Below are 21,340 nucleotides of genomic sequence, written 5' to 3'. Positions count from 1 at the left end.
GCATTTCACCTTTGCATGATGCCAAAGGCTACCGCCGATGCGGATAGGAAATCCATTCGCGCTCACGGGCGAAGATATAAGAATGTCATAAAGACGCCTGGCAGGTGGCGGAACAGTCTAGCGCTGGTTCTCCCGATCGAGCTGCGAGACCAGCGCGAATACCGTTTCGGAGATCGGCGTCGGCACCGACACAAGCCGTCCCAGCGTGACGATCATGCCTGTGAGGGGCACGATTTCGAGCGGCTTTCCAGCCAAAAGATCCTGCAGCATCGAGGTGCGCACTGCGCCTACGTGTCGGGATTGCTCGAGCCGCTCTTCGATGGTGCTGTCAAAGCGGGCGCCAAGCGCGCGGCCGACGGTGCGCACTTCGGTCATCACCTTGCCGACGGTTTCGGCAAGCGCCGGATTGGTCATGATGTCGGTCATCAGGGCTCGCGTCAGGGCGCTGATCGGATTGAAGGCGGCGTTGCCAGTGAGCTTGTTCCAGATTTCGTCGCGGATGCGCTGCGTGACCGTAATACTGAGGCCGGCGCGGGAGAAGAGCGCTCCAATCGCTTCGAGGTCGGCGGATGGTTCACCGGACGGCTCGCCCAGGATGAAGCGGCCATCGTTCGAGAGCTTCACCTGGCCGGGATTGATCACTTCCGCGCCCTGATAGGCAACGCAGCCGATGACGCGTTGCGGACCGATCAGGCGCCAGAGCCGGCCGCCCGGATCGAGTTCCTCCAACTGCAGTTCGGCATGCGGGCTTTGCCTGTCGCGGTGAAAATACCACCACGGAATGCCGTTCAAGATCATGACGACACGCGTGCCGTCCTTCAACAGGTTCGCGATGCCTTTGGCTGCCGGGCCAAGCTGATGGCCCTTAAGGCCCGTAACGATCAGATCCTGCGGCGGAAGCGCCGATGGATCATCCGTTGCGGTGATGCGGGCGTTGATCGGCGTCTCGGAGCCGGCTTCGAAGAGGTCAAGGCCATTCTTCCTCATCGCATCGAGATGGGCGCCTCGCGCCACCACGGATATCGTCGCTCCGGTGCCGAGTCCGGCTGCAAGCTTCACCGCCATGGCGCCGCCAAGCGCGCCTGCGCCATAGATACAGATGGTCCTGAAAGGCATAGAGAAGGCTCCGCGATCATTGCTGTCGCGCTAGACTTAGGACGCCCTTATGGGATGGCGAGCGAAATTATCTTACTGAACCGATTTTTGACGCCCGCATCAATGGGACGTGACGTCCGCAACAAGCTCATGGCGGCGGAGCTCATCGATCGCTGCAACGGCGTCCTTTGCCGACCATCCGGCGCGGACCGCGGCGGCGATCATCTTCACCTCCACCTCCTGCTCCAGGGCCAGAAAGAGCGGCTCCAGCGCTTCCTGGACTGTCAGAATATGCTCGCGCGGCGAGGCGATAGTCTGGCTTGCGGCTGACAAAGGCATCTCAGCAGTTCTCCTCCCGGCAAATGATTCATGAATCAATACAACTATGCCCCCAGGAAAAAAGTTCCATGGGGTATTTCAGAAAGCATACGGCTTGTTCTTTCGCCCTGCCTCTGCCTTGTTGCTCGCTTAGCCTGACACTCGATTCGGTTTGCCGCAACGAGGGCGGGGACGAGAGATGGCATCAAAGGAGAATATGATGACGGACGCCAAGAGCGGGATTTCGGGATTGCGGCCGCGGATCACGGTGATCGGCGTTGGCGGCGGCGGCGGCAATGCGATCAACAACATGATCTCCGAGAATCTGGAAGGTGTCGACTTCATCGCCGCCAATACGGATGCCCAGGTGCTGGCGACGTCCAAGGCGTCGCGCCGCATCCAGCTCGGTGCGCACGTGACCGAGGGGCTCGGTGCCGGATCGCTGCCGGAAGTCGGCCGTGCAGCGGCCGAAGAATCGATCGACGAGATCATGGATCACCTGGCAGGCTCGCATATGTGCTTCGTCACCGCCGGCATGGGCGGTGGCACGGGCACGGGTGCTGCGCCGGTGATCGCGCATGCGGCACGCTCGGCCGGTATCCTGACGGTCGGCGTCGTCACCAAGCCCTTCACCTTCGAGGGCAACCGGCGCCTGAGGACGGCCGATATCGGCATCGAGGCGCTGCGCCAGGCGGCCGACACGGTGATTGTCATTCCCAACCAGAACCTTTTCCGCATCGCGGATGCGAAGACTACCTTCGCCGACGCCTTCATGACCGCCGACCGTGTACTCTTTGCCGGTGTCGGCTGCATCACCGACCTGATCGTCAAGGAAGGCCTGATCAATCTCGACTTCGCCGACGTCAAATCCGTGATGCGCGGCATGGGCCGGGCGATGATGGGGACGGGTGAGTCATCCGGCGACGAGCGCGCTCTGAAGGCGGCCGAAGCGGCGATCGCCAATCCCTTGCTCGATGACATCTCGATGAAGGGCGCCAAGGGCGTGCTGATCTCGATTTCCGGCGGTTCGGACATGACGCTCTTCGAAGTGGACGAGGCCGCAAGCCGCATCCGCGACGAGGTGCAGGACGACGCCGACATCGTCGTCGGCGCGATCTTCGACCGCAATCTCGACGGCAAGTTCCGCGTGTCCGTCGTCGCAACGGGCCTTGACGCTGAGCTCTCCGCATCGGCACCGGATGCCGCCGCTCAGCAGATCCATACGCGCACGCTTCAATAAGACGCGATTTTGCTCCGCCCGCGGCTTTTCGGCAGGCGGAGCAAAATTACTGGCAGCAGTTCCGTCAAGCGGCCGCGTCTCGTTGAAAATCCGTCGAGACGGCGAGTTCGCGCCATTCGGCAAGCTCTTTGGCAACGCTCGCATTCTGCTCCTCGATCTTCGCGACTGTATCGCTTCCGAAGGGCATGCGGAGCGGCGGGTTTGCCGCGTTCGCAAGAGTGATGATGCCGGCTGCGAGCCTTGCCGGGTCGCCCGGCTGGGCATGGTTTGCATCGGCTGCGAAATCGCGCATGTTGCCGGCCGGCGTGCCGATATAGTCCGGGATCGAGGCCGGGCTGACCGCCAGTGAGTTGTCGGCGAGGAAATCTGTGCGGAAGAAGCCGGGCTCGACGATTGTCACCTTGATGCCGAAGGGCTCGAGCTCGGCGGCCAGGGATTCCGACAGGCCTTCGACGGCGAACTTGGTCGAACCATAGACGCCCCAGCCGGGATAGCCGAAATAGCCGCCGATCGAGGAAAAGTTCAGGATGTGTCCCGAACGCTGGCGGCGCATGTAGGGCAGGACGGCACGGGTGACCTTTAGGAGGCCGAAGACATTGGTGGCGTAAAGCCTTTCGACTTCCTCGGCGGTTGCTTCCTCCACGGCGCCGAGCAGGCCGTAACCCGCATTGTTAGCGAGGACGTCGATGCGGCCGAAGCGTTCGACGGCCTTTGCTGCGGCCTCCTTCGCTTGTCCCTCATTGGTGACGTCAAGGGCGACGGCGATAAGGTTCGGGTGTTCGCCGAACTTGTCGGTGACGCTTTTCGGATTGCGGGCTGTGGCGACGACCGCATCGCCGGCGGCAAGCGCTTCCTTCGTCATCAGCGCGCCGAAGCCGCGGGATGCACCGGTGATGAACCAGACTTTCATGACACGTTCCTTTCAGGCTCTTTAGGTTCTTGGTGTCTGCATCTCTGTGCCGACGAAAGGAATTTGACCGAAAATGCGCTGCTGTATAAGATTTGTTATTATCGAAACGATGATGAGTGGAATTCAGCAATGCGCGCCACCGAGCTTTCCGAACTGGCAGCTTTTGCCGCCGTTGCCCGGCACCGGAGCTTCAGAAAGGCGGGCGAGGAGAGGGGCGTGACGGCCTCCGCCGTCAGCCATGCGGTCCTCAATCTCGAGGACAGGATCGGCGTCCGGCTTTTGAACCGCACGACGCGAAGCGTTTCGCTGACGGAGGCGGGCGAACTCCTGATGTCGCATCTCGATCCGGCCTTCGGTGAGATCACCGCAGCGCTCGACGCACTGAACCGGTTTCGTGACACGCCCTTTGGCAAGGTCAAGATCAACGTTCCGAATTCGATCGCGCCTTTCGTGATCGGCCGGGTGATCGGCCCGCTGCTCGAAAAGAACCCGAACCTGCAGCTCGAAATCAGTGCCACCGACCGCCTGATCGATATTGTCGAGGAGGGTTTCGATGGCGGGATAAGGTTTGGGGAGCGGGTGACGGAGGGCATGATCGCCTTGCGCATCAAGCCTCGGCTGCGCCTGGTGGTCGTCGGTTCACCCGCCTATTTCGAGCGGCGGCCGAAGCCGGTGACACCGCACGACCTGAAGCGCCATCTCTGTATCCAGAATATGTTTCCCTCCGGCGCGCGTTACCCATGGGATTTCGAGAAGGACGGGCAGGCGATTACCTTCCACCCGGCCGGCCCGCTTTCGCTCGACGACCACGAGCTGATGACCCAAGCGGCCCTTGGCGGCGTGGCGCTCGCCTATGTCTGGGAAGACCGCGTGGAGAAGATCATCGCGGCCGGCGAACTCATCCAGGTCCTCGACGACTGGTGCCAGCCGGAAGAGCCGCTCTACCTCTACTACCCCAGCCGGCGCCACATGCCGGCGGGGTTCAGGGCAGTGATCGAAGCGATGAAGGCGGAATAGCGCTAGGGGTTCTGGGTTCGGGGGCACGTTTTGCCGCGGTGACCTCATCAAGTCAGCTGGAAAGAGGAGAGAGCGGCGGCTCATGCGCGCTGCCCTCGATGGTGCCGGCGAGTCTGCCCCGCCGATTTCGAGGGCTTTTCCTCGTCATCCGATGTTGGCCAGCCGTGCCATTGCGGACCAAACGGTTGCAGGCGGCTGGTTGTGTAAAGCGGCGGGGCGATTGCAGGTTGCCTCAGGCGAGCCCTGTAACCGGGCGGCCGACGGTGAGTGCCTTTCGGAGATTGGGGTCGAGCCGTTCGGCATAGACATGGTCCGGTGCCGCACCCAGCGCATCCAGCATCTTCGAGAAGAAGCAACGGGCTGCCGCCGCCGCGGTGATGTCGAAGATCTCGGCATCGGTGAGCTGGTGCTTTTTCAGCCCGTCGACATCCTGCTGCGTCACCGAGGTCGCGTCGCGCACCACTTTGGCGGCAAAGGCCATGACGGCGCGCTCGACGGCATCGATCGGCGCCTTTTCCGTCTCGTTCGCAACGGCCGCCAGTCCGTCATTGGTGAAGCCCTCGCGCAACAGGACGGAACCGTGTGCCAGCATGCAATACGAGGACTTGAGCTCCTTTGCCGCCGCCAGCGTCACCAGCTCGTAGCGCCTGGGGCTCATATGACTGCGGATGCTGGAAAGCAGGGCACCCCAGTTCTCCATCACCTCGGGCCGGTGCCCGAAGGCGCGGTACATGTTTGGCAGATAGCCGTAATTCGACTCGGCGGACGCGTACATGGACGCGGTCTTCTCGCTGGCGGACGCATCGGGGGTGTGGATGAAGGGCATGGCTTGATCCTCCTCTATGATGCAAGAAGGATAGGCGGAAAAACGCGGACGGCAATCTGCGAGACGGTCTTTGTGCACGCCGGCGTGCCTTGACGTTCGGCGGAGCCTCAAAATGGCAGGCGCCGCCGCCCGGCTCATGACGCCGGCCATTTCCAGTTTCTGACCTCGGGCATGTCCTCGCCATACTCCCGGACGTAGGCGTGGTGTTCGGCGAGTTTCACATGCAGCCGGTCGAGAACGTCCGGCACCTTCTCCTTCAATCCCGGCACGCGCTCGATGGCTTCGATGGCGAGATGGAAGCGGTCGAGCTGGTTCAGCACCGTCATGTCGAAAGGCGTCGTCGTCGTTCCTTCCTCTATGAAGCCGCGCACGTGGATGTTTTCGTGGTTTGTGCGTTTGTAGGTCAACCGGTGGATGAGATAGGGATAGCCGTGATAGGCGAAGATCACCGGCTTGTCCTTTGTGAAGATGCGGTCGAATTCATCGTGCTCCAGGCCGTGCGGATGTTGCTCCTTGGCCTGCAGCGCCAAAAGGTCGACAACGTTGACGACGCGCATTTTCAGTTCGGGGATCATCTCGCGAAGGAGGCTGACGGCGGCAAGCGTTTCCATCGTCGGCACGTCGCCGGCGCAGGCCATGATCACGTCGGGCGCGATCGTGTTGTCCTCGTTGCTGGCCCATTCCCAGATGCCGATCCCGGCCTTGCAGTGCTCGATCGCCTCATCCATCGGCAGATATTGCGGCTCCGGCTGCTTGCCTGCGACGATGACGTTGACGCGGTCGTAGGTCTTCAAGCAATGATCGCCGACCCAGAGCAGTGTGTTCGCATCCGACGGCAGGTAGATGCGGACAGTATCGGCCTTCTTGTTGGCGACGAGATCGACGAAGCCCGGATCCTGATGAGAAAAGCCGTTGTGATCCTGCCGCCACACATGCGAGGTGAGCAGGTAGTTGAGCGAGGATATCGGCTTTCGCCACTCCAGTTCGCGGGTGACCTTCAGCCATTTGGCGTGCTGGTTGAACATCGAATCGATGATGTGGATGAAGGCTTCGTAGCACGAGAACAGGCCGTGCCGACCGGTCAGAAGGTAGCCCTCCAGCCAGCCCTGGCAGAGATGTTCGCTCAAGACCTCCATGACGCGGCCGTCGCGGGAAAGATGCACGTCATAGGACTCGATGTTCTCCATCCAGACGCGGTCGGTCGCCTCGAAGACTTTGCCGAGGCGGTTCGATTCCGTTTCATCGGGGCCGAAGATGCGGAAATTCGCGTTCTTGGCATTGAGCTTCAGCACATCGCGCAGGTACTGACCGAAAATCTCGGTCGACTGCACGGCCTGGCTGCCGCGGTCCCCGATCTTGATCTCGTAATCGCGGATATCGGGGACGGAGAGCTCCATGCGCAGCAGGCCGCCATTGGCGTGCGGGTTAGCCCCCATCCGGCGGTTGCCCTCGGGCGCCAGCGCCTGCAGGTCGTCCTTCAGGCGTCCGTCCGCATCGAACAGGTTTTCCGGCTCGTAGCTGCGCATCCAGTCCTCGAGGATCTTCCGATGGCCGTCGTCGCCGCGGCAGTTGGAGACCGGCACCTGGTGGGCGCGCCAGAAGCCCTCGACCTTTTTGCCGTCGACTTCCTTGGGCCCCGTCCAGCCTTTCGGGCTGCGCAGCACGATCATCGGCCAGCGCGGCATGCCGGCGCCGCCTGAGCGCGCTTTCGCCTGGATGTCCCTGATCCGGTCGAACACCGCGTCGAAGGTGGCCGCCATCTTGCGGTGCATGTCGGCCGGCTCGTGTCCCTCGACGAAGAAGGGCTGGTAGCCATATCCCTGGAAGAGATCTCGCAGATCATCGTTGCTGGCGCGGGCAAGAAACGTGGGGTTGGCAATCTTGTAGCCGTTGAGATGCAGGATCGGCAGTACCGCGCCGTCGCGGGCAGGGTTCAGGAACTTGTTCGAATGCCAGCTGGCGGCAAGCGGGCCGGTTTCGGCCTCGCCGTCGCCGACGACACAGGCGACGATCAGCTCCGGATTGTCGAAGACGGCGCCATAGGCGTGGACGAGGGCATAGCCGAGCTCGCCGCCTTCATGGATCGAGCCGGGCGTTTCGGGTGCTGCATGGCTTGGAATGCCGCCGGGAAAGGAAAACTGGCGGAAGAGCTTGCGCATCCCGTCCGCATCCTCGGAAATATCCGGATAGATCTCGCTATAGGTGCCTTCGAGATAGGTGTTGGCGACCATGCCCGGCCCGCCATGGCCGGGTCCGCACAGGTAGATGATGTCGAGGTCGCGGGCACGGATCATGCGGTTGAGGTGCACATAGATGAAGTTCAGTCCCGGCGTCGTGCCCCAGTGGCCGAGCAGACGCGGCTTGATATGCTCGGGCTTCAGCGGTTCGCGTAAAAGCGGGTTATCCAAGAGGTAGATCTGGCCGACGGAAAGATAATTGGCGGCCCGCCAGTAGCGGTCGAGCAAAGCGAGGTCGGCGTCGGAAAGCGTGGAAGGGGCGGTGTTCGAGGCGTGCTGTTCCATGGATTTCACCCGTTCGAAACGTGTTCGAGTTCAATTCTAGCGGCTTGCGCCGGGCCGATTCTTGATCTGGATCACCCCGCACGAAGGATAGCGAGCGCCTCGTCGGCAATAACCTGCTCCTCGTCCGTGGGAATGACGAGCGCGGCAATCCTGCTGTCCGGCGTGCTGATGACCGTCATGCCGGCAGCCTCGTTCCGGCCATCGTCGAGATGAAGGCCCATCCAGCGCAGATGGGCGGCGACGCGGCGCCTGATCTCCGGCTGGTTTTCGCCGATGCCGGCGGTGAAAACGATCGCGTCCAGGCCACCGAGCGTCACCGACATGCGGCCGATCTCGCCGGCGATGCGGAGGCAGAAGAGGTCGATGGCCTGGGCAGCTTCCGGCCACTCGTCCCTCAGTAGATCCCGGGCATCCCCGCTGATGCCGGAGACGCCCAGCATACCGCAGGCATGATAGAGGAAGTGTTCCAGCTCGCTGGGATCGCGCGCTACCTTCCGCATCAGATAGAGGAGGGCGCCTGGATCGAGCCACCCTGGCCGCGTTGCCATTGGGATGCCGTCAAGGGCCGAGAACCCCATGCTGCAATCGCGGCTGACGCCGCCCTGCAGGGCGCAGAGGCTGGCTCCGCTGCCCAGATGGGCGGCCACGACCTTTCCGCCGGCCACCTCAGGCGCCTGCCGCTTGAGCGCGCCGGCGATGAATTTGTAAGACAGGCCGTGGAAGCCGTAGCGGCGCACGCCTTCGTCATGCAGCGATCGCGGGATCGCCAGGCGCCGGACGAGATCGGCCTGCGTCGCGTGGAAGGCGGTGTCGAACGATGCCGTTTGCAGCATGTCGGGTCGCAGATCCTGCAGCGCGCGGATCACCCGCAGCGCCTGCGGCTGGTGCAGTGGGGCTAGCGGAACCATCGCCTCGATCTCGCAGATCGTCTGCGCGTCGAGCGCTGCGGCCCCACGAAACCGAAGGCCGCCATGGACGACGCGATGGGAGGCGAGCTTCAGGGAGCCGGGCGGAAGTTGAGCCAGCAGGTGATCCAGCGTCCCTTCGATGACCTCGGCAAACCGCTCGCCATTGTTGCCCGAAAGCGGGCGCTCGAAGCTGTCGTCCCCCAGCGAATAGCGCAGGACGAGCGCGCTGTCGTCGAAGTCGATCTTTCCCTTGCCGATCGGCCGGGCGGCGCCTTTGCCGGCATCGAAGATGCCGATCTTGAGCGTCGATGATCCGGCATTGAAGGTCAGGCAGACTGTGTCGGCATCCATGCTCGCCTCTCCGCACTGAAGAACCGCCGCCGTTTTCGTTATCTAGGGCGCTTCACCGCCCGCGTAAACTGCGGCGGCTGACGGCGTGCGACGCAGCCCGGAGCGGCCATCGCAAGCCGGACAGCCGGGACAAGAAGAAGCCCGCCGGAGCGGGCCAAGGTTGGGAGGTCTTCCCAGGGGAACTGGAGTCACCGCCTGATGTTAGGCTACCGCGAGCAAAAATTGAAGTACGTTCGGCAAATTTCCGCGCATTTGGGCAGCCACGGCTTGCCTGCCTCTAGCGTCTCGTTGCTGTTGCGGCTGCTCTGAAGTATCGTCTGGTGCTCATCCACGGCGAGGTTCGGCGATGAAGCGCGGATGGATTTTCGGTTTGCTTGCTGGCGTCGGCCTGTCGGCCGCAGCCGCGCTGTATCTCATCAGCCCGTCCAGGGTTTCGCCTGATGCGATCCATGCCTCGGTCACCCAAGCGCCAGATCTGATCAACCGCGCCTGGATGCTCCCGGTAGCCGCCGCTTTCAAGTCGAACGTCACATGGCAATCGAACGGTTCGCGTTGCGGCCCGGCGAGCGTGGCGAATGTGTTCCGATCGATCGGCGAGGAGGAGACGACGGAAGCCGAGGTCCTCGACGGCACCGGAAAATGCTGGACGGGCATCTGCGTCATGGGGCTGACGCTTGATGAGCTCGCCGAAGTCGCAAAGGCACAGACTACAAGGGACGTTTCGGTCCTCCGCGACCTTACGAGCGAGGCGTTTCACGAGCATATGAGGCGAGCCAACGATCCCGGTCGCCGCTACATCATCAATTTCAGCCGTGAGAGGATTTTTGGCGCGGGCGTCGGCCACCACTCGCCAATCGGCGGCTATCTGGAAACCGAGGACATGGTGTTCGTTCTCGATGTGAATGAAGACTTCAAGCCCTGGCTGATCGAGCGCGAGCGCCTTTTTTCTGCGATGGACACCATGGATGGTGACAAAAAGCGAGGCTTGTTGCTGATCGACGAATAGCGTTGACCGGATGCGTCATCATCTCGTCATCTTTAAGAGCGACCGTTTGGCATGGACGAGCGTGAGAGGCTTCCATGGATCACCGTCTCAACCACTACGTAGAGATCACCAGCCGTATCAGATCAGGCAGGAGGTTCTGCGAGTTCATTGCATCCGGCGGAACGGTATGGGACCAGCCGGCCGGCGCCCCATGGCGCAATGTGACGATCGAGGTGATGGAGCGGGAGCGTCGGAACGTGGAGGAGCTGGAACGCATCAGGCGCAGACTCTATCCCGATCTGGCCGCCGAAGACGTGTCGCCGCCGCTTTACAACAGCCACTGACAGCTATTGCCTACCGCCCTTGTGAGCGGACGAAGCGCAAACGGTCAGCGCTCACGCTGAGGCGGGAGCGCGGCGGCCCTCGAAGATGAGGACGGGTGCGCGTCACCTGGGCGGGGCGTGTCGATCCGAATCTTCCTCGGATGCGACCGCCTCTGACCCGCCCGGAGAGTTTGAGTAAAGAAAAAAGCTGTAACTTTTCCAGTTGATAAATCTGATATTGAACTACTTCGAAAAGCTTATGACTGGAAGGGTTATCTATCCTATTTCTGTCTCAATTTGAGCTCTATTTAAATTCAGTTCACCATCGTTTCATACTGAAGGCGCGCGGGATATGCCGATCTTAAAAGGGCTACGCTTTTTCTTATGAACATGTGGTCAACTTGTAATCGGGAAAGGTTCTGTGCGCGGCGCGCACTATTAAGGCGGGATCGATGTTAAGCCGGCGTGAATTTCTGAAATTTGCTTTAGGAGGAGCAACGGCTGCTGCGGCGTTTCTGAGCTACCCCGTAGGCGAAGCGATGGCTCGACCGATCGTTGCCAGTTATCGATTGAAACCACCTGGATGGACTCCTGGCCTTAGCCTCCGAGCGGCACTACTCGCAGACCTACATGCCGCCAGTCCATGGATGACGGTCGATCGGATACGCGAAATATGCGAGCAGACCAATGCGCTGAACCCCGACATCATTTTGCTGCTGGGTGATTTCTCGACAGCGATGCGGATGCTGACAAACACAATTGCGCCGGACGATTGGGCGCCTGCACTGTCTGGTCTAAGAGCACCGCTCGGTGTCCACGCGATCCTTGGCAATCATGACTACTGGCATGACGCCGCGTTCCAACGCGATACCTCAGTGGAACCGCTCGCGCAAACAGCACTGACCAAGGTGGGCATTCCGGTCTACGTGAATAAATCCATCCGCCTCGAGAAGAATGGAAATCCCTTTTGGCTAGCCGGTCTTGGCGACTTGCTTGCCGTGAAATTGGGGATCGACGACCTTCCCGGTACGCTCTCACAGATTACTGACGCCGCGCCCATTATTTTATTGGCTCATGAACCAGACATCTTTCCATTGGTTACAGACCGCGTCTCGATCACGCTTTGTGGACACACACACGGTGGCCAAGTGAATATCTTCGGCTGGAGGCCGATCGTGCCATCAAACTTTGGCTCGCGTTACGTCGGGGGACATGTCGTAGAGAATGGCAGGCACATGATAATTTCCAGGGGTCTCGGTTGCACGGGTTTACCGCTCCGCCTTATGGCGCCGCCTGAGATCGTGCTGCTCGAACTCAACTGAACACCCGCTCGAGAAACTTGGTACCTCAGCTGAGTGCAGTCGAAGATTCAAGGCAACTATGAGGGCACGGCTCCGCGTCTTGCCGCCCATTTCTTCGTCGAGAGCACCCTGCTTTTTAACGACAGCATGGTGGGCGACGTGATCCGCTTCATCGAGACGCTGAGAAGAGACATCCCCTAGACCTGTGTCAGGCGGCCTCTATGCATGGGAATTCGCCAAAGACAATCGAGAACTTCGGGTGCGTGTAGAAGGGCAACTGACGTTCAGCGCGAGTTACGCGATGGTCGACGCCCTCCTTGAGCCGGACACGGCATTGCCTACGTGCCCGAAGACATCGTCGAGAAGGATTCGGGTCTGGTAAGCTGGTCCAGGTGCTTGATGACTGGTCGCCGCTATTTTCCGGCTACTATCTCTACTATCCAAGCAGGCGACAGAATTCGCCAGCCTTCAGAGTCATCGTCGATGCCTTGCGGGCGTAACGCACTTTCGTGAATGCACCACATTAGCGTGCCAGGGCAATGCAGAAGCCCTTGCGCGCGCAGCTCCGTGCGTCAAGGCTGCGCAAAAAAGTTCCCAGCGAACAATCAAGTTTTCGCCGGCGCTTCCACGTCCGAGTATGCCTGTACCGCGTCTGGCAGCCTTGCGCCCTTTATTTCGATAGCTGAAACGGCCGCCGTGCCTGCACGCGGCCCTCGTAGAGAGCTCGATCAATCCTGAGCGTCGAACACGCCGGACGCGCCGACACTCTCAGACCGATTTTATCTCGTCGACAAGCTGGCGCCTGCAAATAGGCTGCACAGCTTTTTTACAGACGTCCTGAAGTATGGCCTTGTCGAGACTGAGATCGGCGACGATGCGCTTGAGCTTGGCATTCTCTCCTTCGAGCTGGCGTGAGCGCTTCATCTCCTAGGGCAGCAGTCCGGCATAACTCTCCCCGCCAATTGTAAAAGGTCGCGTCCTAAATCCCTGCCTTCCGGCAGACCCGACTTTGCTCCAAGTGGCAGCCCTGAAGACATGGATGTTTTCCGTCCATGTCTAAGTAATCGGCGTATAATTCTTTGCTGGTGGCGAAATGTTCGTTCGGAGGCGTCGATGACTTTCACACCTTCAACAGCCTCTATCGTGTCTTTCGCAGTTATATCGGCGGGTCTTTTCACACAGAGCGATGCCCACCAATCCCGCAGCGCTTGGTCATACCCGCCATGGTGCTGCAACGGTCAAGATTTCGGTGGAGACTGCGAGGCCATACCCAAATCTCAGGTGAGAAAGGGCGCCGGCGGATTCTCGGTCATACTTCATCCGGGAGACCATCACCTGGTGACGAGAAACCAGTTGTTCCTGATCCCTTATGGAGATGAGAAGCCATCGGGGGACGGTGATTTTCACATCTGCCTTCAGCCGACGGACGACCCCAATGAGGCGGATGGGATAGGACGGGGTGGACGGTACCATATGAACTGTTTTTTTGCGCCTCCCGACGGCGTCTGATCACGAAGCGGGCCTGGGTGGCAGAAGCTGCCTTCGAGGCCGCTTATATCGACGGCAATGATGTATGTAACGCCATGGGGCTTGGACGACAGCGCTCGTCCCTGGCATGAAGCTAATTGGTCGGTTCAAGGCGATTGATGCAGTCAGCGCTCCTCCGGCGGACGATGCTTCCGGAACATGAAGAGCAGCAGGATGTCGTAGAGGATCTTCAGTGCCGCTGCGGCGACAAGCGGCCAGCCGAAACTGGAAACGGACATCAGCCAGCCTGCAAGAAGGGGACTCGACGCTGCGGCCAGGCTCCGTGGAACGGACGTGACGCTTGCAGCCGCCGCCCGTTCACCTGGGGTGACGATCGCCATGACGTAGGAGGTGCGGGTCGGAACGTCCATCTGTGACAGGGCGCTTCTAATAAGAAACAGAACGATGGTCGTCGAAAGATCGGGAACGAAGGGGATCAGCAAAAGGCAGAGGCTTGAAGGCAGGTGGGTGAAGACCATCGTGTTCACGAGTCCGATCCTATTGGAGAGGCGGACCGCGATCAGGTAGGAAGCCGCCGAAAGAACTCCGGACCAGAAGAAGATCGCTCCGGTCGCCGCAAGAGACAGCCCGAACCGATGATAAAGCCATATGGCCAGAAGAGACTGCACGATCAGACCGCCGGCGAAGGCGTCGATGCTGAAGAGGGCTGCTAGCGTCAGGACGAGCGTCCTCGATTTGTGCAGCGGCTGTGGCGGGGATGGCTGGACGTCGGCCCGCTCGCGCGGCACGCGCCGATACAACAGAAACGACGCAAGTCCCACGGCGGCGTAGAGCAGGAACACGGGCTGCAAGGCCTGTCCGACGCTAAGTCCCATCACGATCTGGAGAAGCTCCGGTAGTCCCGCAGCGAGGGCTCCGAGAGCTCCAAACAGCGAGCCGACCAGGCTATAGCGCGCGAACATTGCGGTGCGGTCCCTGTCTGAAACACTATGAGCGAGCCTAGCATGCTCCAGAGGCAGGAAGACGCTCACGTCGCCGGAAGACGGATTCAGCGTTCCGACGAACGCCACGATCACCAGCGGCCAGAAGTCCTTCACAAGGAAAAATGCGAGACCCGTCAGCGTCATCAGCATCGCGGCTGACAGTAGCATCCGGCGCTGGGAGAAATGGTGCGAGAGCATGCCCACCGCCAAAGTGAGGATGGCCGACCCGGCGAGCGTCGCGGTGGTCAGCACACCTACCTCGAACAGATCGAAGCCGATGGACGCGAGGTAGATCGGCAATGAAAGGCTGACGAGGCCGTCCGCAAACGCGCGCATTCCACGCGACGCGAGGAGGCGACCGGCGATCGGATCCGCGCTCGCGGGAAGCGAGACAAGAGAGTATGCTCGTTTCGCCAAGGACGCTGTCACGATCTAATCCCTCCAAGCGTCGTAGCATCGACGCCAGCTTCACCTCGCAAGCGTCCAGATCATGCCGGCCAGGGCGCCAGCACAGCAGCGTCGTGATCACCGAGGCCTTGAACCGGAAGATCGCGACCGCCGCCACCACGGAGAGGATTGCCCCCGGACCGACGATAGAACCGACGACCGGCGTGTCCAGGATCCAAGCGTGAAACCTATGCGTTCGTGTCCACGACTCAGCCCCATATCTGCCGACGAACGTGAGGCTATCGCATTAGATTTTTCCAGAATTCGGTAGCAAATGCTACGAGCTATTTTGAGATTGGCTCGCTTCGAGCCACATCCAGTACTTGGATATTGATGCCACGAAGGTCCCGTCACGACCCCCCAAGCAGACCCTGAGAATCGATCACGCTTTGCCACCATGGGGCCTCTGAAGGAACCTTTAGCCGGACCTCTAGTCTCGCCTGAATCCGAGGCGTAGGATGCACCAGACCTTTAGGCGGGGGACGCATGGGCGAAGTTCTCGACGTAGTCGTGATTGGCGCTGGCTCGACTGGGCTCGGCATCAGCTACTTCCTGAAGCGCGAAGCCCGCGAACACAAGGTGCTTGATGGAGGTCGAATCGGTGAGACGTGGCGAACGCAGCGATGGGACTCGTTTCGACTGAACTCGCCGACTATCCGCTCCGTATTGCCCGGCGATTCCTATCGGGGACCGGACCCTTGGGGCNCGATAACCCACCACGAGTTCGTCTCTTACCTCGAAGACTATGCGGANCGACACTGCTTGCCGGTATGCACTCAAACCTCGGTGAAGGAACTGACGCGAGAAAATGGGCTGTTTCGGCTAACGACGGCTCCCGGCGTTCTTCTGGCGCGCAACGTTGTGATCGCCACTGGCGACCAGAATCGACAGGTCCGGCCGCCGGCGTCGGCGGATTTGCCGGTCGAACTTTGCCAGGTGGACTCTTCGGCCTATCGCAACGCGGCCCAGCTTGAGCATGGCGCGGTGCTGGTCGTCGGCAGCGGTCAGTCGGGCGGCCAGATTGCTGAGGATCTGGCGCTCGCTGGACGCGTCGTGTTTCTGGCGACCAGCCGCAACGGCCGTTGGGTGCGACGCTATCGCGGAGGCAACATACTTAATTGGCTGACGCTGTCCGGGTTTCTCGACGTCCCGCGCAAGGAACTCGTCCTCCCTTCCGGCAAGGTGCCGGCCCGCGCGCTTGTCGGTGCGACGCACACGATCAGCCTTCAATCGCTGAGCGCACAAGGCGTCGTCTTGCTCGGCCGCTTCCAAGGCGTGGAGAACGACAGTCTCGTTTTCAGCGATGAGCTCCACGCCCATATACGATTTGCCGACGAAGTCTCCGCAAACACCAAGCGCCTCGTTGACGAGTACATTGAGCGCGTCGGCCTTGATGCGCCGCCAGCCGAGGGCGATCCAGCCGAGACGGTCGAACCGCGCATACCTGATCCTCTGATCCGTTCCATGGACTGGAGGGCGTGCGGCATCAGATCGGTGGTGTGGTGCACCGGCTTCACCGGCGACTTCACTTGGGTCCACCTTCCCGGCGCGCTCGATGCAGCCGGCCAGCCTGTCCACGCCGACGGAGTCGGTGCTGTTCCAGGCCTCTACTTCGCCGGCCTCGATTTCGGATCGACGCGGCAATCAGGCACCATACCGGCCCTCGCAGAGGAGGCGGCTCGTCTCGTGGAGCGACTCGTCAAAAGCGGAGGCACCCACCGCCCAAAGGATTGAAAGAGGTTTCGCCGCGATCGTCTGGTATGAGACCCAAGGGTTTGGTCTAACTCAACAACGGAGGGTCCTTTCCCATCCGACGATTTGAAGGCGGTGAGGCGAGCACGCAATAGTATCGAGAACCTCGCCGGCAGGTTCCGGATCCAGAGCCGAGGCGGCTTCGTCGAAAAGCATGTAGCTAGGCTCCATCGCCAGCGCTCGCGCGATCGCCAAACGTTGCTGCCTCCGGAAAGCTCAAGGGTGGAAGGCGTCAAGCTTTTCGCCGAGACCTACATGCTTGAGCTGCTTTTCCGCCATCCCTCGGCATTCGCTTTGGCCCATGTCTTCACAAAGCGGGGCGCGAGTGCGACGTCCTCCAACGTCGTAGGGTGGGAAAACGAATCCACTGCTGGAAGACGATGCCGATTTTCTGACGAAGCTTGTTCAGATTTGTGCCCTTGTCATGGCGACGGCGCCGTCGACAGCGAGCGACTGCCCTCATGCATGAGTCGTGAATGTCGTCGCCCCGACAATCACCTCGCGGTTCTCGAACCTCGCACGCTGCGATCCATGGGGCAGCGGACCGACGTCGGAGTTTCGCTTGACGGTGGAACCGGATCTCCAGATCTGAAGCGGCTCAGTGGACTTCTACGTAAGGCGGAAATACGATAGGCGCAGTTCCACCTCCTCGGGTATAATTGCCCAAATGGCCGAAGAACGCGTCCAGCGCCGTCTTGCAGCAATCGTCGTCGCGGACGTCGTTGGCTACTCGCGTTTGATGGAGGAGGACGAGGTTGCGACGCTGGCGGTGCTGAAGGAGCGCCGGACCAAAATTCTCCAGCCTATCGTGCGCGCGCATGGCGGCCGCATCGTCAAAGTGATGGGAGACGGGGTTCTCCTGGAGTTCCCAAGCGCGGTCAACGCCATGTCCGGAGCGATCGAGTTGCAGCGGAAGATGGAGGATTCAAATGCTGCCCTGTCGGAGGCGCGCCGTATCCTCTTGCGAATCGGGATCAATCTCGGCGATGTCGTCGTAGACGGCAGCGATCTCTATGGCGACGGCTCAACATCGCCGCACGGCTACAAAGTCTGGCCGAGCCGGGTGATATCTACGTGTCGGCGGGCATCCGTGATCAAGTCAAACGCAAGCTTGCACTTGACTTCGACGATCTTGGACCGAAATCTCTGAAAAACATCGCCGAACCGGTTCATGTCTATCGCGTACTCTATGAACCCGCCGCCACGACGGGTCGAGAAGGACAAGCGGCGCTTCCGCTGCCTGCCAAGCCATCAATCGCCGTGTTGCCGTTCACCAACTTGAGCGGGGAAGCCGAGCAGAACGTTTTCACCGACGGGTTGACCGAAGACCTGATTACCGACCTTTCAAGAAATCCCGGCCTGTTTGTTATCGCGCGCCATTCGACCTTTGCCTACAAGGGAAAATCGGTCGACGTTCGATTGATTGCACGCGATTTGGGCGTCCGCTACCTCCTGGAGGGCAGTGCCCGCCGCGCCGCGGGTCGCGTGCGCATCAACGTTCAGCTCATCGACGCCGTTGGCGGAGATCACCTCTGGGCCGAACGCTTCGACCGAAACCTCGAAGACATCTTCGGCGTTCAGGACGAAGTCACAAATAAGATCGTCGAGGCGCTTGTCGGACGGCTGGCGTCGTTACCGGCACGCAATCGCCCGAAGAGCCTGGAGGCTTATGACATCTGTGTTCGTGGGCGAAGTCTAATCACAGCGTTCACCAGCTTTCCAGACGCGATCCGAGAGGCTCGGATCCTGTTGAACCAGGCAGTGTCGATCGACCCCGAATATGCGGAGGCATTTCGCTGGCTGGCCTTTGTTTATTGGCAATTGTGGGCACACAGCATCGACGTGACGGAAGAGAACCGATCGAGAGCCGTCGAACTAGCCCGCAAGGCGGTAGCATTGGACGAGAACGACGCTGCCGGTCGTTGGATACTCGGATATTTGTTGGCCTATGAAAAGCGCTGGCCCGAGTCTGATGAAGAGTTCGCAGCCGCCTTCACGCTGGAACCAAATCATGCGGATGCCTTGGTCATGTGGTCGGAGCTTGCGGCGTACGCTGGCCGCGCATCGGAAGCGATCGAACTGACCCAGAGGGCGCTTCGATTAAATCCGCATCCCGCAGGGTGGTATTATTGGGAGCTTGGGCTCGCTCACTATGCGGCGGGCCAATATGAAGAAGCCGTCAAGATTTTGCGCATGGAGGCAACCTATCGCAGCGCCTCGCGCCGCATACTGGCGGCTAGCCTTGCCCAGCTCGGACGCGGAGACGAGGCGATGCGTGAGGCAGCTCTTTTTATGGCGTCGACGCCAAATTTCAGGATTTCTCACTGGGCCGTTGCACAACCCGCTCGCGACATGGAGATAGTCCAGCGCTTCGTCGAAGGCTATCGCATGGCCGGATTGCCGGATTGAATGGTTGCTACCGAATAGCGGCAGGAGCCGTTGCGGCAAGCCTACCATTGTCTCACACGCGATTAGTCCCCCGATAGGATGCTTGTGGGGACTGAACTTTAGTCGAGGCGGCTATGACTGAAGCCACACGATGAATGCAATTGCAGAGAGGCAGAAGGCCGCAAACGCTACCGCCGCGACAAGCTGGCCTCTTGCTGTCAATTTCGGCCGGTCCTCGTAATCAGGCGGGGAAGTCGTTGATCCATCCCCGTTCACTCCATCTCCCCGAGGTGAAGCATCTTCAGCTCAAGGAATTCTTCAAGGCCATGGTGAGAGCCCTCGCGGCCGAGACCGGACCCTTTGATGCCTCCGAACGGCGCCGCAGTTGTCGAGACCGAGCCAGGATTGATTCAACCATTCCGAATTCAAGGGCTTCGGCCACTCTGAAGGCGCGTGAGATGTCGCGCGTGAAGAGATAGGATGCCAGACCGAACGGGGTATCGTTCGACATTGCAACAGCCTGATCTTCAGTCGAAAACCGGAACAGCGGGGCAACCGGACCGAAGGTCTCCTCCCTGGCGATCTTCATTGCAACTGTGGCGTCGCGAAGGACCGTGGGTTCATAGAATAGACCGGACCGTAGCTTGCCATCGACCACTATGGCCACACCGTTGGCCGTCGCGTCGTCGACATGATCCTGAATTTTCGCGATCGCCCCCTATTGACCTCAATCCAACTTGAGTTCGAGAGTAACCTTCATCGTGAATCTGGAGGTGAAAGATGCTTATGCTTACTGACGAAGCATTAACTCGCGACACGGGCTTTGCTTGGAAGTATCATTTGTCAGCAACAGTCACTTTAGCGGGATGATCTAATGCGAACCCGTCAAATGGCGCTCACACCAGAGCATCTGGCTCAGGTTCATCGCATCTTGGAGGATCCTGGTCCGGACCCAACTTGGTCCTACCACGCCGACCAAGACTATAAGACCATCGTGCGGGGCCTGCTGGCCTCGCATCCTGGCGGGCGGGACGCCTGGCTCTTTGCCTACGGCTCCCTGATCTGGAAACCTGAGCTCGTCCATGTGGAGGCACGCCGCGCTACGGCCCGAGGGTGGCACCGCTCCTTCTGCTTTCGGATCGAGCGGTTCCGGGGCACCAAGCACAAGCCGGGACTGATGATGTCGCTCGACCGGGGCGGTCAATGTCGGGGCGTCGTCTTCAGACTGCCACCGGAGGATCTGGAAAGTCAGTTGGACAAGCTGGTGCGGCGTGAGATCACGGTGAAGCCGCCCAACAACATTCCACGCTGGGTCACTGTCGAAACGGATAAGGGATCGCTGCGCGCCATCGCCTTCGTGATGAACCGGCAGTCGCGCTTCTACACGGGCAGACGGCCACCTGAGGAGGTCGCCGACGTGCTGGCGGAAGCTTGCGGTCACTGGGGTTCCGGCGCCGAGTATCTCCACAACACAGTGGCGCATCTCGAAGAGCAAGGCATCCGCGACCGCAACCTCTGGCGCTTGCAGGCTCTGGTTGCGGAGCGGATCAGCCCGATGCATGGTGTGGCGCCTTGGGCCGAATGAAATGAAGGGCACGCGGGGACATGCTGCCGTGAGCGCCACAAGACTGCTACTGATCCTGCCGCTGATGGCGGCTTTCGTCTACTTGGCCCTTGTAGGCTTGGTGTATTTTTCTCAGCGTGCTCTCCTCTTTCCCGGTGCCAGCGCCACACCTAGTCCAGAGCGTGCGCGCTGGGGTGAGAACGTATCTATCCAGACGCCCGACGGAGAGGCGCTTCATGGACTTTACAGCCAGGGCGAATTCGACAAACCCTGCGTGCTGCTCTTTTTCGGAAACGGTGACCTCGTCGACAATTACGGCTTTCTCGCGCGGGCGCTGGCCGCACGAGGCGTTGGAATGCTGGCCATTTCCTACCGGGGCTATCCGGAATCGACGGGCTCGCCGAGCGAGAAAGGGCTGCTGACCGACGGCATCGCCGCGTTTGACTGGCTTTCAGTACGCTCCAAAAGCAAGATCATTGTGCTGGGCCGGTCGCTTGGCACCGGCGTCGCAGTGAATACGGCCGGGCAGAGGCCGGCCCTCGGCGTCATTCTGGTGTCCCCATACCTGTCGGTTCTGTCAGTGGCGCAGACGCATTATCCGTTCTTTCCGGTTGCGCTTCTTATCAAGGATCCCTTCCGTTCAGACCTCAAGATCGCGAAGGTGAGACAACCGAAGCTGTTCATCCACGGTCGACGTGACGACAGCATTCCCTTATCTTCGGGCGAGGCGTTATACCGCATCGCTCCCGAACCCAAGCGAATGCTGATCTACGACGGCTCGGGTCACAACGACATTTTTAACGACAGCATGGTGGGCGACGTGATCCGCTTCATCGAGACGCTGAGAAGAGACGTCCCCTAGACCTGTGGCCATTTGAATTCGACCGAACATGCCGCCGATCGCATAGCGGGCGGACGGGGA

At 60.5% G+C, this 21,340-nt stretch carries 18 protein-coding genes and 4 pseudogenes; 12 read left to right on the top strand and 10 right to left on the bottom strand.

Features of this window, described 5'->3' with window-relative positions; genetic code table 11:
* Positions 1 to 117: 117 nt before the first annotated feature.
* Both A3C3_RS0130510 and A3C3_RS0130505 read right to left on the bottom strand, forming a co-directional pair.
* Positions 118 to 1,116, bottom strand: a complete 999-nt coding sequence (locus A3C3_RS0130510; protein ID WP_022718359.1) for a ketopantoate reductase family protein — start codon at positions 1,114 to 1,116, stop codon at positions 118 to 120.
* Positions 1,117 to 1,215: 99 nt separating this feature from the next.
* Positions 1,216 to 1,434: a hypothetical protein gene (locus A3C3_RS0130505; RefSeq protein ID WP_022718358.1), complete on the bottom strand. Its 219-nt coding sequence runs from the start codon at positions 1,432 to 1,434 to the stop codon at positions 1,216 to 1,218.
* Positions 1,435 to 1,633: 199 nt separating this feature from the next.
* Between A3C3_RS0130505 and ftsZ the strand changes: the two genes are divergently transcribed.
* The gene (gene ftsZ, locus A3C3_RS0130500; RefSeq protein ID WP_022718357.1) at positions 1,634 to 2,653 is read left to right on the top strand and encodes a cell division protein FtsZ; all 1,020 of its coding nucleotides are present in this window, start codon (positions 1,634 to 1,636) and stop codon (positions 2,651 to 2,653) included.
* Between the two features lie 64 nt (positions 2,654 to 2,717).
* Here the strand turns inward: ftsZ and A3C3_RS0130495 are convergent, their stop codons facing one another.
* Complete coding sequence (locus A3C3_RS0130495; protein ID WP_022718356.1) at positions 2,718 to 3,563, bottom strand: oxidoreductase; 846 nt, start codon at positions 3,561 to 3,563, stop codon at positions 2,718 to 2,720.
* Between the two features lie 129 nt (positions 3,564 to 3,692).
* Here A3C3_RS0130495 and A3C3_RS0130490 point away from each other — a divergent pair, with 129 nt between their 5' ends.
* Entirely contained in the window at positions 3,693 to 4,580 is an 888-nt protein-coding gene (locus A3C3_RS0130490; protein WP_028740141.1) for a LysR family transcriptional regulator, read from the top strand.
* A gap of 232 nt (positions 4,581 to 4,812) precedes the next feature.
* Here A3C3_RS0130490 and A3C3_RS0130485 read toward each other — a convergent pair whose 3' ends face one another.
* The 3 genes from A3C3_RS0130485 to A3C3_RS0130475 all read right to left on the bottom strand — a co-directional run bounded on the left by A3C3_RS0130485 (position 4,813) and on the right by A3C3_RS0130475 (position 9,187).
* Positions 4,813 to 5,406 (bottom strand): carboxymuconolactone decarboxylase family protein, encoded by a 594-nt coding sequence (locus A3C3_RS0130485; RefSeq protein WP_028740140.1) that lies wholly within the window; start codon positions 5,404 to 5,406, stop codon positions 4,813 to 4,815.
* 134 nt (positions 5,407 to 5,540) lie between these two features.
* Positions 5,541 to 7,928 (bottom strand): phosphoketolase family protein, encoded by a 2,388-nt coding sequence (locus tag A3C3_RS0130480; RefSeq protein ID WP_022718353.1) that lies wholly within the window; start codon positions 7,926 to 7,928, stop codon positions 5,541 to 5,543.
* Positions 7,929 to 7,999: 71 nt separating this feature from the next.
* Positions 8,000 to 9,187 (bottom strand): acetate/propionate family kinase, encoded by a 1,188-nt coding sequence (locus tag A3C3_RS0130475; protein ID WP_022718352.1) that lies wholly within the window; start codon positions 9,185 to 9,187, stop codon positions 8,000 to 8,002.
* A gap of 346 nt (positions 9,188 to 9,533) precedes the next feature.
* On the opposite strand from A3C3_RS0130475, the gene A3C3_RS0130470 reads away from it, so the two are divergent.
* The 5 genes and pseudogenes from A3C3_RS0130470 to A3C3_RS47410 form a co-directional block, all read left to right on the top strand.
* Positions 9,534 to 10,193 (top strand): phytochelatin synthase family protein, encoded by a 660-nt coding sequence (locus tag A3C3_RS0130470; RefSeq protein ID WP_022718351.1) that lies wholly within the window; start codon positions 9,534 to 9,536, stop codon positions 10,191 to 10,193.
* A gap of 74 nt (positions 10,194 to 10,267) precedes the next feature.
* A complete protein-coding gene (locus A3C3_RS0130465) occupies positions 10,268 to 10,516 on the top strand; it encodes a hypothetical protein (RefSeq protein WP_022718350.1) in 249 nt (82 codons plus the stop codon).
* 431 nt (positions 10,517 to 10,947) lie between these two features.
* On the top strand, positions 10,948 to 11,817 hold the full coding sequence (locus A3C3_RS0130460) for a metallophosphoesterase (RefSeq protein ID WP_022718349.1): 870 nt from the start codon (positions 10,948 to 10,950) through the stop codon (positions 11,815 to 11,817).
* 33 nt (positions 11,818 to 11,850) lie between these two features.
* A complete protein-coding gene (locus A3C3_RS45595; protein WP_022718348.1) occupies positions 11,851 to 11,997 on the top strand; it encodes a hypothetical protein in 147 nt (48 codons plus the stop codon).
* 10 nt (positions 11,998 to 12,007) lie between these two features.
* A pseudogene (locus A3C3_RS47410) lies at positions 12,008 to 12,296 on the top strand (LysR substrate-binding domain-containing protein); the annotation flags it as partial.
* Between the two features lie 1,152 nt (positions 12,297 to 13,448).
* Here the strand turns inward: A3C3_RS47410 and A3C3_RS0130440 are convergent.
* Positions 13,449 to 14,603 (bottom strand): MFS transporter, encoded by a 1,155-nt coding sequence (locus tag A3C3_RS0130440; protein WP_084797074.1) that lies wholly within the window; start codon positions 14,601 to 14,603, stop codon positions 13,449 to 13,451.
* A 132-nt stretch (positions 14,604 to 14,735) separates the two neighbouring features.
* Positions 14,736 to 14,886 (bottom strand): annotated as a pseudogene (locus A3C3_RS48690) (chromate transporter); the annotation flags it as partial.
* A 314-nt stretch (positions 14,887 to 15,200) separates the two neighbouring features.
* On the opposite strand from A3C3_RS48690, the gene A3C3_RS0130435 reads away from it, so the two are divergent.
* Complete coding sequence (locus tag A3C3_RS0130435; RefSeq protein ID WP_022718345.1) at positions 15,201 to 16,448, top strand: flavin-containing monooxygenase; 1,248 nt, start codon at positions 15,201 to 15,203, stop codon at positions 16,446 to 16,448.
* 108 nt (positions 16,449 to 16,556) lie between these two features.
* Here the strand turns inward: A3C3_RS0130435 and A3C3_RS48015 are convergent.
* A pseudogene (locus A3C3_RS48015) lies at positions 16,557 to 16,893 on the bottom strand (ATP-binding cassette domain-containing protein); the annotation flags it as partial.
* A gap of 240 nt (positions 16,894 to 17,133) precedes the next feature.
* Here A3C3_RS48015 and A3C3_RS44120 point away from each other — a divergent pair.
* Both A3C3_RS44120 and A3C3_RS39640 read left to right on the top strand, forming a co-directional pair.
* Complete coding sequence (locus A3C3_RS44120) at positions 17,134 to 17,616, top strand: adenylate/guanylate cyclase domain-containing protein (RefSeq protein ID WP_028740139.1); 483 nt, start codon at positions 17,134 to 17,136, stop codon at positions 17,614 to 17,616.
* Positions 17,541 to 18,875 carry a tetratricopeptide repeat protein gene (locus tag A3C3_RS39640; protein WP_084797072.1) on the top strand — a complete coding sequence of 445 codons (1,335 nt, stop codon included), beginning with the start codon at positions 17,541 to 17,543 and terminating at the stop codon, positions 18,873 to 18,875. The genes A3C3_RS44120 and A3C3_RS39640 overlap by 76 nt, the downstream gene beginning before the upstream one ends.
* 251 nt (positions 18,876 to 19,126) lie before the next feature.
* On the opposite strand, the pseudogene A3C3_RS0130410 reads toward A3C3_RS39640, so the two are convergent.
* Positions 19,127 to 19,569 (bottom strand): annotated as a pseudogene (locus A3C3_RS0130410) (aldehyde dehydrogenase family protein); the annotation flags it as partial.
* Between the two features lie 159 nt (positions 19,570 to 19,728).
* On the opposite strand from A3C3_RS0130410, the gene A3C3_RS0130405 reads away from it, so the two are divergent.
* Positions 19,729 to 20,439, top strand: coding sequence for a gamma-glutamylcyclotransferase (locus A3C3_RS0130405; RefSeq protein WP_022718341.1), 711 nt, complete (start codon positions 19,729 to 19,731; stop codon positions 20,437 to 20,439).
* A 28-nt stretch (positions 20,440 to 20,467) separates the two neighbouring features.
* A complete protein-coding gene (locus A3C3_RS0130400) occupies positions 20,468 to 21,280 on the top strand; it encodes an alpha/beta hydrolase (RefSeq protein ID WP_028740137.1) in 813 nt (270 codons plus the stop codon).
* Positions 21,281 to 21,340: the final 60 nt, after the last annotated feature.

The organism is Rhizobium mongolense USDA 1844 (genome assembly GCF_000419765.1).
Taxonomy (GTDB): domain Bacteria; phylum Pseudomonadota; class Alphaproteobacteria; order Rhizobiales; family Rhizobiaceae; genus Rhizobium; species Rhizobium mongolense.
Note: the sequence above shows the minus strand (reverse complement) of the source record. Positions and strands in the feature narration are given on the sequence as shown.

Excerpts from the sequence above, each read along its gene's own strand:
- A3C3_RS0130485 (WP_028740140.1), bottom strand. The coding sequence starts at position 5,406 with ATGCCCTTCATCCACACCCCCGATGCGTCCGCCAGCGAGAAGACCGCG.
- A3C3_RS0130440 (WP_084797074.1), bottom strand. The coding sequence starts at position 14,603 with ATGCGCGCGTTTGCGGACGGCCTCGTCAGCCTTTCATTGCCGATCTAC.
- A3C3_RS0130480 (WP_022718353.1), bottom strand. The coding sequence starts at position 7,928 with ATGGAACAGCACGCCTCGAACACCGCCCCTTCCACGCTTTCCGACGCC.
- A3C3_RS0130470 (WP_022718351.1), top strand. The coding sequence starts at position 9,534 with ATGAAGCGCGGATGGATTTTCGGTTTGCTTGCTGGCGTCGGCCTGTCG.
- A3C3_RS0130405 (WP_022718341.1), top strand. The coding sequence starts at position 19,729 with ATGCGAACCCGTCAAATGGCGCTCACACCAGAGCATCTGGCTCAGGTT.
- A3C3_RS0130490 (WP_028740141.1), top strand. The coding sequence starts at position 3,693 with ATGCGCGCCACCGAGCTTTCCGAACTGGCAGCTTTTGCCGCCGTTGCC.
- A3C3_RS44120 (WP_028740139.1), top strand. The coding sequence starts at position 17,134 with ATGGCCGAAGAACGCGTCCAGCGCCGTCTTGCAGCAATCGTCGTCGCG.
- ftsZ (WP_022718357.1), top strand. The coding sequence starts at position 1,634 with ATGACGGACGCCAAGAGCGGGATTTCGGGATTGCGGCCGCGGATCACG.
- A3C3_RS0130465 (WP_022718350.1), top strand. The coding sequence starts at position 10,268 with ATGGATCACCGTCTCAACCACTACGTAGAGATCACCAGCCGTATCAGA.
- A3C3_RS0130510 (WP_022718359.1), bottom strand. The coding sequence starts at position 1,116 with ATGCCTTTCAGGACCATCTGTATCTATGGCGCAGGCGCGCTTGGCGGC.
- A3C3_RS0130505 (WP_022718358.1), bottom strand. The coding sequence starts at position 1,434 with ATGCCTTTGTCAGCCGCAAGCCAGACTATCGCCTCGCCGCGCGAGCAT.
- A3C3_RS0130495 (WP_022718356.1), bottom strand. The coding sequence starts at position 3,563 with ATGAAAGTCTGGTTCATCACCGGTGCATCCCGCGGCTTCGGCGCGCTG.
- A3C3_RS0130460 (WP_022718349.1), top strand. The coding sequence starts at position 10,948 with ATGTTAAGCCGGCGTGAATTTCTGAAATTTGCTTTAGGAGGAGCAACG.
- A3C3_RS0130475 (WP_022718352.1), bottom strand. The coding sequence starts at position 9,187 with ATGGATGCCGACACAGTCTGCCTGACCTTCAATGCCGGATCATCGACG.